Here is a 12,734-nt window from a genome sequence, read left to right on the forward strand (position 1 = left end):
CGTTATCCTATCTTGCCGCAGAGGCGAGATCAGGAGACCGACATGGCAATCAACAACGTGGCCGATCTGTTCGTGGCAACGCTCGAACAGGCTGGCGTCAAGCGCATCTACGGCATCGTCGGCGACAGTCTGAATGCGCTGACCGAAGCGCTGCGGCGGCGCGGCACGATCGAATGGATCCATGTCCGGCACGAGGAGGTCGCGGCCTTCGCCGCCGCCGGGGAAGCGGAAATGACCGGCAGCCTTGCGGTGTGCGCGGGCTCGTGTGGTCCCGGCAATCTGCATCTGATCAACGGCCTGTTCGACGCCCATCGCAGCCGCGTTCCCGTGCTTGCGATCGCCGCGCAAATTCCGACCGCCGAGATCGGCAGCGGCTATTTCCAGGAGACGCATCCGCAAAACCTGTTCCGCGAGTGCAGCCATTATTGCGAGCTGGTCTCCGATCCGAGTCAGCTTCCCTACGTGCTGGAAAACGCGATCCGCGCGGCGGTCGGCATGCGCGGCGTCGCCGTTGTCGCCATGCCGGGCGACGTCGCCTTCCGCAGCCCACCCAAGCGCGCGCTGTCGACGGCGCGTGGCCTTGCGCTGTCGGCGCCGAAGGTTGTGCCGCAGGCGGATGAGTTGAAGGCGCTTGCGGATCTCCTGAACGGCGCCGAACGCATCACCCTGTTCTGCGGTCGCGGCTGCGCCGGCGCGCATGCGCCGCTGATGCAGCTTGCGGAAGCCTTGAAGAGCCCGATCGTGCATGCGCTGGGCGGAAAGGAGCATGTCGAATACGACAATCCCTACGATGTCGGCATGACCGGCTTCATCGGCTTCTCCTCCGGCTATGCCGCCATGCACGCCTGCGACGCGCTGGTGATGCTCGGGACCGATTTTCCCTACAAGCAGTTCTTCCCGACCGATGCCAAGATCGCGCAGATCGACATCCGTCCGGAAAATCTCGGGCGCCGCTGCAAGATCGACCTCGGCCTGGTCGGCGACGTCAAGCTCACCCTCGAGGCGCTGCTGCCGCTTCTGAAATCCAAGACGCAGCGCAAGCACCTCGACGATGCGATCGCGCATTACAAGAAGGCGCGCGAAGGCCTCGACTCGCTCGCCAAGGGCACGCCGGGCAGCAAACCAATCCATCCGCAATACCTGGCAAAGGTCATCAGCGACCATGCGAGCGATGATGCGGTGTTCACCGCCGATGTCGGCACGCCGACGGTGTGGGCCGCGCGCTATCTCGAGATGAACGGACGCCGCCGGCTGATCGGCTCGTTCGTGCACGGCTCGATGGCCAACGCCATGCCGCAGGCGATCGGCGCGCAGGCCGCGCAGCCCGGCCGGCAGGTGATCTCGCTCTCCGGCGACGGGGGCTTCACCATGCTGATGGGCGATCTGATCACGCTGACGCAGATGAAGCTGCCGGTGAAGGTGGTCATCTTCAACAACGGCGTGCTCGGCTTCGTCGCACTGGAGATGAAGGCGGCCGGTTTCGTCGACACCAATGTCGATCTGGAGAATCCGGACTTCGCGGCGATGGCGCGCGCGATGGGTATCTTCGCAAGGCGGGTCGAGGATCCCGGCGAGCTTCCAGGTGCGATGAAGGAGATGCTGGCCCACCACGGACCGGCGCTGCTCGATGTGGTCACCGCCAAGCAGGAGCTGTCGATGCCGCCGACCATCACGCCCGAACAGATCAAGGGCTTCAGCCTCTGGGTCTTGCGCGCCGTGATGAACGGCCGCGGCGACGAGGTCGTCGATCTCGCCAAGACCAATTTGCTGCCGCGCTAGCCGCGCTTGACCGATGGCACGGGCAGCCGCTCATGGCGGCGCTGGAAGCGTTGCCAGTGCAGCACGATCCCGATCAGCAGCGCCGGCACGAAGCCGAGCGCGATCAGAAAGTGGGGCAGCTGCGTTGGCGAGATGAACGCGATGCCGATGTCGGAGATCAGCCAAAGCGCGGCGAACATCACCGCGAAATCGGTGCGCGGGCAGCGCAGATAGTAGAACACGGCGGTGATGACGACGGCGGGTCCGATGGCGATGCCGATCATCACCGTCGTCAGCTCCTTCGGCGTCAGCGCGTCGAGCACCATCGCTGCCAGCAGCCAGAGCGCGGCGAACATGGCGATGATGTCGAGCGGATGCCGCAAGCCAATACCTCTCGTGAGGGGACGCGCTATCGTTGTGGCCCAGACCTTGGCCGTCAAGGGAAAATGCGCCTATTCCTCGTCGTTTCCGGGCGTCGGCCGCAGCATGAAATGGCCGAAGGCTGTGGCGATCGGCTTGTTCGCATCGTCCTGCCAGGCCCGTGCCTCGAAGGCGACGATGCGCCGGCCCTGTTTCACGATCGAGACGTTGGCGAACGTGTCGAGCGCGCGGCCGGAGCGCAGATAGTTGACGGTCAGTCCGATCGGCTTGGGCAGTGCGGTGGCGCCGAGTTCACGGGCCACTCCGAAGATCGCGGTGGTTTCGAGGAAGGCGCCGGTCATGCCGCCATGGATCGCAGGCAGAATCGGATTGCCGATGATCTTTGGCGAGAACGGCATCGTCAGTGTGCCGTCGTCGTTGACGCGAATGCCGAGGCAGCGTGCGAACGGGCTGTTGGCGAACGGGCCTTCCGGATCGTCCGGCGCCTCCAGCCTCGGGATGCCGGGCGAATCCATCCTGCGATCCGCGAGCATGTTGGTGCGGTTGGCGCCGATCATGAAACAGGCGGTCGCGGTCGCGACCGGATCGTCCTCGGACTCCTGATAGGCGGTGGAGCGCACGAAGGCAATCGAACGCGTGGTGCGGTAGCAGACCGAATGCGCCTTGATGTCGAGGCCCGGCGTTGCCGGCTTCTGATAGTCGATGCGCAGATCGAGCGTCGCGATCGCGCTTGTGCCGTCCAGCGCGAGTTGCACCGCCATGCCGCAACTCTCGTCCAGCATCGCGGTGACGACCCCGCCATGCAGGACGCCGGTCTCGGTGTCACCGACAAAGACCGGCCGGTAGGGCAGGCTGGACCAGGCTTCGCGCGGTGCGAAGCGGTCGAGCTGGAGCCCGCTGATCTGGCCGTAATCGGAGCGGCGACCCTTGATCGCCTCGGCGAGGTCCTCGAACGAAAGTGTGGTCGGTGAGCTGGACATGAGGACGTTCTAGACCAGTGGCGGGCGCGGCGCAAAACCCCGAATGCGCGTCCCACGGTGGGTGCCGGGGGCGGTTTGGCCTCGACAGGGCGGGCCGAAGCAACGATGGTGGGCGCCTCGTTCGTTCGACCAGCCGTAAGGAGTGCCCATGGCCGATCCCGAAACGCCCGTCACCAGCCAGGGGCCCGTCATCATTTCGACATCGAGCTCGGAGCGGGCGCCGATCATCTATTTCGACGGTGCATCCTGCTTCGGCCACCACAACGGCGCGATTCAAATCGAGCTTGCGGCGAACCTTCTGATGCCGGTCGGCGCCGCCGTCAGGGTTGATGTGGTCCAGACCGCGCATCTGCGTTGCAGCGTGGCCGCGGCGCTGGCTCTGCGCGAAGCGCTCGAAAAGGCGCTGGCAATGTACCAGCAGGGCCAGCAGCAGCCCCGGCCGGAGGAAATTCCCTCGGTGAAGAACTGAGGCCGTTCGCGGATCGCAAGTTAATGCGATCAACTCGCTCAGCTCACATGCACCTTCGGCTTCCTGCCGTCGTTCCACTTGCCGTCGAGCGCGCGCTCGATCTGGGCGGCGAGTTGCAGCAGGAGGCCGTCATTGGCCTGCTTCGCAATCGCCTGGATGCCCAGCGGCAGGCCGTGGTCCTGCGTGGCCATCGGCATCGAGATCGCCGGCATGCCGCAGAGATTGGCGAGCGGCGTGAAGGCGAAGAAGCGCCAAAGATTGCCGAACCAGTCGAGCACGTCGGGGTTGTCGGAGATGGTGAGATATTCCCGGGTGCCGACCTTCGGCGTCGGCAGCGCCGTGATCGGGGTCAAGATCACGTCCCACTGCTCGAAGAAGGCGCCGAAGGCGCGCGAGGTCGTGTTGAACACGCCTTGCATCTTCGCCCGCTCGGCGAAGCTCGTATGCCGGCCGGCTTCCCAGATCCGGATATTCATGGGTTCGATGAGATCTTCCGGCGGCCGTTCCAGTCCGCGCGCGGCGAGCATGTTGGAGATCACCACGGCAAAATTCGAGATGTAGCAGGTGGTCTGCGCCTCGAACGCGGCGCGGAAGTCGAGTTCGGGCAGGGCGTAGTCGACGTGATGGCCGAGGCCTTCGAGGAAGCGGCCGGCCTTCGCCAGCTCGGCCGCGATCTCGGGCGTCGCGGTGTAGTCGCCCCAGCTGTGCGACAGCGCGATACGAAGCTTTGACGGGTCGCGCTTGATCATCTCGGAATAAGGCTGCGCCGTGGTCCAGAACGGCATGAATTCGCCGGGCGCCGCTCCCCTTGCATGGTCGACGAAGGCGGCGGTGTCGCGCACCGAGCGCGACTGGCAGCCCTGGATCGAGACGAGGCCGGTGAGATCGGACATGTGCGGTGCGAGCGAGAACACGCCGCGCGAGACTTTCAAGCCGATATTGCCGTTGACGCCGGCGGGAATGCGGATCGAGCCGCCGCCGTCAGTCGCGTGTGCGATCGGCACCACGCCGGCCGCGACCATTGCGGCGCTCCCGGCCGACGAGCCGCAGGTGGTGTAGTCGGTGTCCCAGGGATTGCGCGTGACATAGACGGCCGGATTGTCGGCCGAGCTGCAGACGCCGAACTCCGGTGTCGTGGTGCGTCCGATCAGGTTCAGTCCGGCCTGGCGGAATTTGCCGGTCAGGAACGTGTCGGCGCTGGCGCGATTGCCGCGCATTAACAGCGAGCCCATCTCCTGGAGCCGCCCCTTCATGGTCGGGCCGAGGTCCTTCATCAGGAAGGGAAGGCCTGCGAATGGGCCGGCGAGATTGGCGCCGTCCTTAGCCGGCTCGGCGATCACGTCATCGAACAGCTCGACCACGCCCGACAGTGCCGGATTGACCTTGGCAACCCCCGCGGCGGCCTGGCGCGCCAACTCCTTTGCCGTGAGCTCGCCCTTGCGGACGCGCGCGGCCAGCCCTACGCCGTCGTGCTGCGCCCATTCGTTCCAGCTCATCGGAAAAGTCATGCGATCCAAACCTCTTCGTGCGGCGCCACCTTAGTTTCGCACAGGAACACTTTAATCAACTGAGCGGCGCGAAGGGCAGGGTTGCGCCGGATGGAGAGGTAATCCCGAATTGCATGCGCGCGCATCAATTGGAGAACTTTGCGATCACCGCGACCGGGCCGCCGCCGGCTGGGCCCTGATGCTCGGCGCCGCCGGAGACGTAGACCGCACCAGTGCCGGCGAGGCCGGCAATCAACCCGCCAACGGCAGCCCGGGCGTGGCGTGTCGAGCTGATATCGGTATCTTCGAGCATGGTGTGGCGGAAGCCGCGCACGCAGCCATCAGGGAGGCCTCGGCCTTAGCGAAGATGTTGACAAGCTTGCTGCCGGTCGTCGTCTGTTGCCCGGCACGGAGCCCAACGCTCTCCAGCGCCGCAAGCACCGCCGCGGCGTCGATCGCATCGCTCATCACGGCATGCCCGATCTCGAATTCGCTCGTCGAGGACATCGAATTGCCGAGCACGATGACGACGTTATGCATGAGCTCGATCCCGGACGAGGTCGAGGCGACGTTCGAGAACAGATCGTAGCGTCGCAGCACGTCCTCATCACGAACGCCGGTTGCGATCTCGCCGAGCGCGACCGCAACGCCGAGTGCGGAAGCGCCGCGCGAATAGGCCATCGAACTGTAGGCGCTGGTCGTCGCTGTCTTGTGACCGCGCGCATTCGCCGCTTCGACGCGCTCGCTGGTGAGCAGCGGGCATTTGATCTGCACGAAATGGACGTCGGCGGGATCGGCGATCCCGGCATCCGCCATCGCGGCCTTCACGGCCTTGGCTGTCTCCGTGATCTGAGCGGAGCGGCCGAGCTCTTCAGGGAGAAAATCCCGCGTGTGCGCCATGCCGATGCTCAGGCGCTTGCCGGAGAGGCCTGCTGGGCGCTGTAGAATGTCCTGGCGCGTGAACACCGTGATGTGCGGGCTGAGCACGCCCTCGGTGCCGCCCGACATCACGAAAGCGATGCGTTGCTCGACCTCCTGCGGCGACAGCCCGAGCTGCGGCGCCAGCGCCGTGCACAGCGCGGCAACGGCATATTCCCGGGTGAAGTCATTGACGCCGCCATTGCCTTCGGTCTTGCCGAGGATCGCCAGGATGGATGCCGGATCGATCGCGCCGGAGCCGATCATGCTCATCAATCCGGAGACGTCGCCGGGGCCTCTGGTGGCGACCTTGAAGACGCCGACCGATGTCGTCCGCATTATAATCCTCACATGAAGTTCAGGAGTCCGGCGGACAAAACAGCCGCTGAACCGGGGCGCCTGTCAAGGTGTCGAGGCAATCCCCGTCGTCGTCCTGGCGAAAGCCAGGACGACAGCAGGACGTGCGCCGTCTGCGTAGCACCCACGATTGTGGCGAGATCGCATCGCTTCGACAAAAAAATCCCTTGTCGACGGTCGTCCGCCGCACCTTGATGAATCAACCCTGATTGGTCCATAAGCGGCGTCCCGCAGCCGGTGGTTCGCCTCCGCGATGCGTGCTTGGATAGAGGGGTTCTCGCGTGGCAAATATCAACCAGAAAATTGCGCAGGAGCTTGGGGTTCGGGCGGAGCAGGTCGAGGCGACCGTGGCGCTGCTCGACGGCGGCGCCACGGTTCCCTTCATCGCGCGCTACCGCAAGGAAGCGACCGGTGCGCTCGACGACGCACAATTGCGCACGCTGGAGGAGCGCCTGGGTTACCTGCGCGAGCTCGAGGACCGCCGCAAGGCCATCCTCGAATCGGTCCGCGAGCAGGGCAAGCTCGATGCGGCGCTGGAAGCCTCCATTCTCGCCGCCGACAGCAAGGCGCGCCTCGAAGACATCTATCTGCCGTTCAAGCCGAAGCGCCGCACCAAGGCCGAGATCGCCAAGGAAGCCGGCCTCGAGCCGCTCGCCAATCAGCTCATGGCCGAGCCCACCAACGATCCGAAGGTGGTCGCCGAAGCCTTCGTCAATGCCGAGAAGGGCGTTGCCGATGCCGCTGCGGCACTCGATGGCGCCCGCGCCATCCTGGTCGAGCGCTTCGACGAAGACGCCGACCTGATCGGCGCGCTTCGCGAGGAGGTGTGGACTAATGCGCGCATGACCTCCAAGGTGCGCGACGGCAAGAAAACCGAGGGCGAAAAGTTTGCCGACTATTTCGAGTTCTCCGAGCCGCTGACCAAGCTGCCCTCGCACCGAATCCTCGCAATGTTCCGCGGCGAGAAAGAAGAAATCCTCGATCTCCAGATCCAGGCCGAGGCCGAACCATCGCCGCCCGGCGTGCCGAGCGTCTATGAACTGAAGATCATGAAGCGGTTCGGCATCGCCGACCTTAAGCGCGCCGGCGACCGCTGGATGATCGATACCGTGCGTTGGGCCTGGCGCACCAAGATCCAGGTGCATCTCAACATCGACCTGCGCATGCGGCTGTGGAATGCGGCCGAGACAGAGGCCGTGCGCGTGTTCGCCTCGAACCTGCGCGACTTGCTGCTCGCGGCGCCCGCCGGCACCCGCGTCACCATGGGTCTCGATCCCGGCTTCCGCACCGGGGTCAAGGTCGCCGTCACCGACGCGACCGGCAAGGTGGTGGATACCGCCGTGATCTATCCGCACGAGCCGCAGCGGCAGTGGAACGAGGCGCTTGCGATCCTCGGCAAGCTCGCGCTGAAACATCGTGTCGAGCTGATCGCGATCGGCAACGGCACCGCCTCGCGCGAGACCGACAAGCTCGCGGCCGACCTCGTCAAGGGCCTGCCCGACTTGAAGATGACCAAGATCGTGGTGTCGGAAGCCGGCGCGTCGGTTTATTCGGCCTCGGCGTTCGCCTCGGAGGAGTTGCCGGGCCTCGACGTCACCCTGCGCGGCGCGGTGTCAATCGCGCGGCGGCTCCAGGATCCGCTCGCCGAGCTCGTCAAGATCGAACCCAAGGCGATCGGCGTCGGCCAGTACCAGCACGACCTCGGGCAGGCCAAGCTCGCCAAATCCCTCGACGCCGTGGTCGAAGACTGCGTGAACGCCGTCGGCGTCGACGTCAACACCGCGTCCGCTCCGCTGCTCGCGCGCGTGTCGGGCGTCGGCTCCGGCCTCGCCTCGAGCATCGTGGCACACCGCGACGCCAACGGGCCGTTCAAGTCGCGCAAGGCGTTGAAGGACGTGCCGCGGCTCGGCCCCAAGGCGTTCGAGCAGTGCGCGGGCTTCCTGCGCATCCTCGGCGGCGAGGACCCGCTCGACGCCTCCGGTGTGCATCCGGAAGCCTATCCGGTGGTGCGCCGGATTCTCAGCGCCACCAAGAGCGACATCAAGGCGCTGATCGGCAGCAGCGACATCGTTCGCACGCTGAAGCCGAAAGACTTCGTGGACGAGACGTTTGGTCTGCCGACCGTCACCGACATCCTGCGCGAGCTCGAGAAGCCCGGTCGCGACCCGCGTCCGGCCTTCAAGGCAGCTGTGTTCATGGACGGCGTCGAGGAGATCAAGCACCTCAAGAAGGGCATGATCCTCGAGGGCACCGTAACCAACGTCGCGGCGTTCGGCGCCTTCGTCGATATCGGCGTGCACCAGGACGGCCTCGTGCACATCTCGGCGATGTCCAAGACCTACATCAAGGATCCGCGTGAAGTGGTGAAGCCCGGCGACATCGTCAAAGTGAAGGTGCTAGACTTCGAGGTCGCGCGCAAGCGTATCTCGTTGACACTACGGCTCGACGACGAGGTCGGCGCCAAGAAGGACGCGCCCGGCATGCAGCGGGATAACAGCTCACGTAACCCGTCCCGCATGACGTCGTCGGCCCCGCGCCAGCAGGAGTCTTCCGGCGGCGGTGCGCTCGCCGAAGCGCTGCGCCGCGCGGCCGAGAAAAACGGCGGCAAGCGGGCGTAGCTTCTAACCTCTCCCCGCTCTCACCCCACCCTCTCCCCGCAAGAACGGGGCGAGGGGAGTGAGAGAGCAGCGTCTCCCTAACTTCCGCGTCAGAATCTGGCGCGTTTGTAAGTTGAAGGCGCCTGTCCCTTCCTCTCATCTGATCCTCCTCGCGCGGCAGAATATTGTCGCGCAGCACGGAGGATGCTTCGATGGACAACAGGATTCTCAAAGGCCTCACCGCGGTGACGATCGCAGCGGTGATGGCGCTCGCTTCACCGGTGCTTGCCAGAGGCGGTGGCGGTGGCGGTGGCGGTCATGGCGGATTCGCCGGTGGTGGGCATTTCGGTGGCGGCGGCATGCACACGGGAGGCTTCGGCGGCGGCATGCACACCGGTGGCTTCGGTGGTATGCGCGTCGGCGGCATGGGCGGCGCCCGTTTCGGCGGCCCGGGCTTTGGCGGTGCACGTTTCGCGCATGCGGCGATCGGGCCGCGCTTCGCTGGCTCCGGCTGGCACGGCAGGCCCTTCATCGGCCGCCATGCCTTCTTCCGGCACCACCATCGCTTCTTCTTCGGAGCACCTTTCATCTATGCCGGCTACTATGACGGCTGCTGGCGCAGGAGCTTGACGCCCTATGGGTGGCAATGGGTCAATGTGTGCGGAGACTCTTGGTACTAGCATCGCCGTACCGCACCATTGTCGCGATCGTCATCGGACGGTTCCGCTCAGCCCCGGAACGGGATAGTCTGGTGGCGATCGTCGCGCGGAGTTTGTCATGACCGGAGCTCACCGCCGCATTCTGGTCGTCGAGGACGACGCGGAAACCGCAGGCCAGCTCGTCGAGGAGCTGACGACTTCCGGCTACGACGTCGATCTCGCCGCCACCGGGCGCGAAGCGCTCAGCCACGGCGCCGCGCGCGACTATGCCGTGATCACCATCGACCGCATGCTGCCCGACATCGACGGCATCAGCGTGATGCGCCAGTTGCGCGACGACGGCATCGCCGCGCCGTTCCTGATCATTTCCGCACTTGGCGAGGTCGACGACCGCGTGCGCGGCTTGCGGGCCGGCGGCGACGATTATCTCGTCAAGCCGTTCTCCTTCACCGAATTGCTGGCGCGGCTGGAGGCACTCGGCCGGCGCAGCGACACCGTCGCCAAGGAGACGATCCTGCGGGTCGGCGATCTCGCCATCGACCTGATCGCACGCAGCGCGAGCCGCCGCGGCCGGAAGATTCCGCTGTTGCCGCGGGAATTCCAATTGCTCGAATATCTGGTCCGCAACGAGGGCCGCGTCGTCTCGCGTGCGATGCTGCTCCAGCATGTCTGGGATCTGCATTTCGATCCCTCCACCAACATCATCGACGTCTATGTCGGACGCGTCCGTCGCAAGGTCGATGATGCCCAGGCCTATCCGCTGATCCACACCATCCGCGGCATCGGATATTGTCTCCGTGCTCCTGGCTAAAACGCTCCGCTCCTCGACCTTCCGCCTTGCGCTGATCGCGATCGCGGCGTTCGGGCTGATCGTCGCGGCGATCATGGCCTATGTCTATTTCGGCACGATCGCCTATGTGCAGAGCCGTGTCGGCGATGCCGGCGACCACAGCGGCTTCACCGCGATGATCGAGCTCGCAATGGCCGCTGTCGCCGTGCTGATGCTGGTGCTCGCCGGGCTCGCCGCGGTGCTGGTGACGCGCCGCACGGTCGGGCGGATCGAGGAGATCAACGCCACCAGCCGCGCCATCATGATGTCGGGCCTCGACCAGCGCATTCCCTTGCGCGGCAGTCACGACGAATGGGACCGGGTCGCCGAAAACCTCAACCAGATGCTCGACCGCATCGAGACTTTGATGGGAGAGGTCAAGCAGGTCAGCGACAACGTCGCCCATGATTTGCGTACGCCGCTGACGCGCATGCGGGGTCGGCTGGAAAAGGCTTATCACGCCTCGCGCAATGGCGAGGCCGACGCGGCGCTGATCGGTGACACCATCGCCGATCTCGACGCCGTGCTCGGCATGTTCGCCTCCATCACGCGCATCTCGGAGATCGAGACCCGCGCCCGCCGTAGTGCGTTTCGCACCCTCAATCTCGCCGAAATCGCCGGCGAGGTCGTCGAGCTCTACGATGCCGCCGCCGAACAGGTTGCGACGCGGCTCAGCCTCGGCGGCGATCGCGAGGTGGCGATTATTGGCGATCGCGACCTGCTGTTCGACGCTATCGCCAATCTCGTCGACAACGCGATCAAGCACGGCTGCAAAGGCGGGCAGGTGACCGTCACCTGCAGCAGCACCGACGGCGGTGCGACGATCGCGATCGCCGACGACGGCCCGGGCATTCCGGCGGATCAGCGCGATCACGTGTTCAAACGCTTCTACCGGCTCGAGCAGAGCCGCTACACCCCGGGTAACGGCCTTGGCTTAAGCCTGGTCGCCGCGGTCGCTCGCCTCCATGGTGCCGAGATTGCCCTGCACGACAACGCGCCGGGCCTGACGGTCCAGCTCAGCTTCCCGCCGCACCCGACCTAGAGCTCGATCACGCCGCGGCGGGCCGCATGTGCCACCGCATCGGTGCGGCCGGTAGCGTCGAGCTTGTCGAGCAGCGAGCCGACATGGAATTTCACCGTGTGGACGGAAATGCCGAGCTGACGCGCGATCATCTTGTTGGAGCCGCCTTCCGCCATCAACGCCAGCACGTCGAGCTCACGCTGCGTCAGCGCAATGTCCTCAGGCATGATGCGCGGATCGCGAGCGACAATCGTCGCGGCGGCCTTCTCGCCGGGTTCGGCGAGGCGAAGCCCGGCGATATTGCCGAGCAGAGCAGCCAGGCGATCGGCGAGGGCGGGATCGTCGATCTCCAAAGCCAACACGATCTCGGGCGCGATGTCCTCGCTCACGCCGCCGGCCTCTCGCCGATCGTGACCTTGAAGCTGACCGGCTCGCCGCCGCGGCGCGCCGCGATATCGACCACCGCGCCCACGCTCGCCGGACCCAGCGTCCGCGACAGCGCGCGCACGCCGGACAGCTTCTGGTCGTTGACCGCGACGATGACGTCGCCCTGGCGGATGCCGGCCGCCGCCGAAGGGCCGGCCTTGTCGACATTCATCACCATCGCGCCGACGCCGTCGTCGAGCCGGACCGGCTGCAGCCCGAGGCCGAGATATCCGCGTGCGATGCGGCCGCGCGCCTCTAACTGGGCCGCGACCCGCTCGATCGTCGCTGTCGGGATCACTAGCACACGCCTCGGGCCGAGCACGGCCATGCCGAAGGCTTCGCCCGATGCGTCGAGCGCGAGGCCGCCCTGCTGGCTGGAGCGCAAGCGGACGTCGAGCTCGATCCGCGCGTCGATGTCGCCGCCGCGCAGGGAGCGCCAGCTCTTGCCGGACTGCGACACCATCGCGAGCGCGGCGCTCGGCGTATCGCGGTTGGTGGCGACGACGACCGACAACGCGCCAAGGGGCGGCACAATTGTGGCCAGCTTGACCGGGGCAATCGCCGTATCGGCGCGCAGCAGTGCGATATCCGTCGTATGGTCGCGGCCGGCGATCGTGGCGGCCGCGGTGCTGCCGTCGGGGAGGCCGATCTCGACGTCGCCCTCGTCGGCCAGCGCCTCGTCGGCCGTGACGATCAGGCCGGGTTTCCAGACGAAGCCGGTGGCGCGGGAACGATGCGAATGGACGGCGACGACGGACGGCGCGGTGCGGGACACCATATCCGCGAGCGCGGACGACAGCGAAGTCAGGGGAGTTGAGTCGGTCATGGCAGGCTCCTGTAAAGCTGTCCTCA

11 protein-coding genes and 1 pseudogene are annotated in these 12,734 nt (G+C 65.9%); 6 read left to right on the plus strand and 6 right to left on the minus strand.

What is annotated here, in order from left to right; genetic code table 11:
* Positions 1 to 42: 42 nt before the first annotated feature.
* Positions 43 to 1,779 carry a ubiquinone-dependent pyruvate dehydrogenase gene (gene poxB / locus AB3L03_RS23500; protein ID WP_204512305.1) on the plus strand — a complete coding sequence of 579 codons (1,737 nt, stop codon included), beginning with the start codon at positions 43 to 45 and terminating at the stop codon, positions 1,777 to 1,779.
* Here poxB and AB3L03_RS23505 read toward each other — a convergent pair.
* Both AB3L03_RS23505 and AB3L03_RS23510 read right to left on the minus strand, forming a co-directional pair.
* The gene (locus AB3L03_RS23505) at positions 1,776 to 2,141 is read right to left on the minus strand and encodes a hypothetical protein (protein WP_166517536.1); all 366 of its coding nucleotides are present in this window, start codon (positions 2,139 to 2,141) and stop codon (positions 1,776 to 1,778) included. The genes poxB and AB3L03_RS23505 overlap by 4 nt on opposite strands.
* Positions 2,142 to 2,210: 69 nt before the next feature.
* Positions 2,211 to 3,119: a PaaI family thioesterase gene (locus AB3L03_RS23510; RefSeq protein WP_204512304.1), complete on the minus strand. Its 909-nt coding sequence runs from the start codon at positions 3,117 to 3,119 to the stop codon at positions 2,211 to 2,213.
* 148 nt (positions 3,120 to 3,267) lie between these two features.
* Between AB3L03_RS23510 and AB3L03_RS23515 the strand changes: the two genes are divergently transcribed.
* Positions 3,268 to 3,588 (plus strand): hypothetical protein, encoded by a 321-nt coding sequence (locus AB3L03_RS23515; RefSeq protein WP_204512303.1) that lies wholly within the window; start codon positions 3,268 to 3,270, stop codon positions 3,586 to 3,588.
* Between the two features lie 38 nt (positions 3,589 to 3,626).
* Here AB3L03_RS23515 and AB3L03_RS23520 read toward each other — a convergent pair whose 3' ends face one another.
* Positions 3,627 to 5,096 carry an amidase gene (locus tag AB3L03_RS23520; protein WP_368507103.1) on the minus strand — a complete coding sequence of 490 codons (1,470 nt, stop codon included), beginning with the start codon at positions 5,094 to 5,096 and terminating at the stop codon, positions 3,627 to 3,629.
* 124 nt (positions 5,097 to 5,220) lie between these two features.
* A pseudogene (locus AB3L03_RS23525) lies at positions 5,221 to 6,332 on the minus strand (ring-opening amidohydrolase).
* Positions 6,333 to 6,631: 299 nt separating this feature from the next.
* On the opposite strand from AB3L03_RS23525, the gene AB3L03_RS23530 reads away from it, so the two are divergent.
* The 4 genes from AB3L03_RS23530 (at position 6,632) to AB3L03_RS23545 (ending at position 11,477) form a co-directional block, all read left to right on the plus strand.
* The gene (locus AB3L03_RS23530) at positions 6,632 to 8,968 is read left to right on the plus strand and encodes a Tex family protein (protein WP_368507104.1); all 2,337 of its coding nucleotides are present in this window, start codon (positions 6,632 to 6,634) and stop codon (positions 8,966 to 8,968) included.
* Positions 8,969 to 9,159: 191 nt separating this feature from the next.
* Positions 9,160 to 9,627: a hypothetical protein gene (locus AB3L03_RS23535; RefSeq protein ID WP_368507105.1), complete on the plus strand. Its 468-nt coding sequence runs from the start codon at positions 9,160 to 9,162 to the stop codon at positions 9,625 to 9,627.
* 97 nt (positions 9,628 to 9,724) lie between these two features.
* A complete protein-coding gene (locus AB3L03_RS23540) occupies positions 9,725 to 10,417 on the plus strand; it encodes a response regulator transcription factor (protein ID WP_018453654.1) in 693 nt (230 codons plus the stop codon).
* Entirely contained in the window at positions 10,404 to 11,477 is a 1,074-nt protein-coding gene (locus AB3L03_RS23545) for a HAMP domain-containing sensor histidine kinase (protein ID WP_018453655.1), read from the plus strand. Before AB3L03_RS23540 ends, AB3L03_RS23545 begins: the two co-directional genes overlap by 14 nt.
* Here the strand turns inward: AB3L03_RS23545 and AB3L03_RS23550 are convergent.
* Positions 11,474 to 11,845 carry a response regulator transcription factor gene (locus AB3L03_RS23550; RefSeq protein ID WP_368507106.1) on the minus strand — a complete coding sequence of 124 codons (372 nt, stop codon included), beginning with the start codon at positions 11,843 to 11,845 and terminating at the stop codon, positions 11,474 to 11,476. The genes AB3L03_RS23545 and AB3L03_RS23550 overlap by 4 nt on opposite strands.
* The gene (locus AB3L03_RS23555; protein WP_018453657.1) at positions 11,842 to 12,708 is read right to left on the minus strand and encodes a S1C family serine protease; all 867 of its coding nucleotides are present in this window, start codon (positions 12,706 to 12,708) and stop codon (positions 11,842 to 11,844) included. The genes AB3L03_RS23550 and AB3L03_RS23555 overlap by 4 nt, the downstream gene beginning before the upstream one ends.
* Between the last annotated feature and the right edge of the window lie 26 nt (positions 12,709 to 12,734).

This window comes from Bradyrhizobium lupini (assembly GCF_040939785.1).
Lineage (GTDB): Bacteria > Pseudomonadota > Alphaproteobacteria > Rhizobiales > Xanthobacteraceae > Bradyrhizobium > Bradyrhizobium canariense_D.

Bases quoted from the DNA above. Each gene is read 5' to 3' on its own strand.
- AB3L03_RS23510 (WP_204512304.1), bottom strand. From the start codon at position 3,119: ATGTCCAGCTCACCGACCACACTTTCGTTCGAGGACCTCGCCGAGGCG.
- AB3L03_RS23535 (WP_368507105.1), top strand. From the start codon at position 9,160: ATGGACAACAGGATTCTCAAAGGCCTCACCGCGGTGACGATCGCAGCG.
- AB3L03_RS23555 (WP_018453657.1), bottom strand. From the start codon at position 12,708: ATGACCGACTCAACTCCCCTGACTTCGCTGTCGTCCGCGCTCGCGGAT.
- AB3L03_RS23540 (WP_018453654.1), top strand. From the start codon at position 9,725: ATGACCGGAGCTCACCGCCGCATTCTGGTCGTCGAGGACGACGCGGAA.
- AB3L03_RS23515 (WP_204512303.1), top strand. From the start codon at position 3,268: ATGGCCGATCCCGAAACGCCCGTCACCAGCCAGGGGCCCGTCATCATT.
- poxB (WP_204512305.1), top strand. From the start codon at position 43: ATGGCAATCAACAACGTGGCCGATCTGTTCGTGGCAACGCTCGAACAG.
- AB3L03_RS23520 (WP_368507103.1), bottom strand. From the start codon at position 5,096: ATGACTTTTCCGATGAGCTGGAACGAATGGGCGCAGCACGACGGCGTA.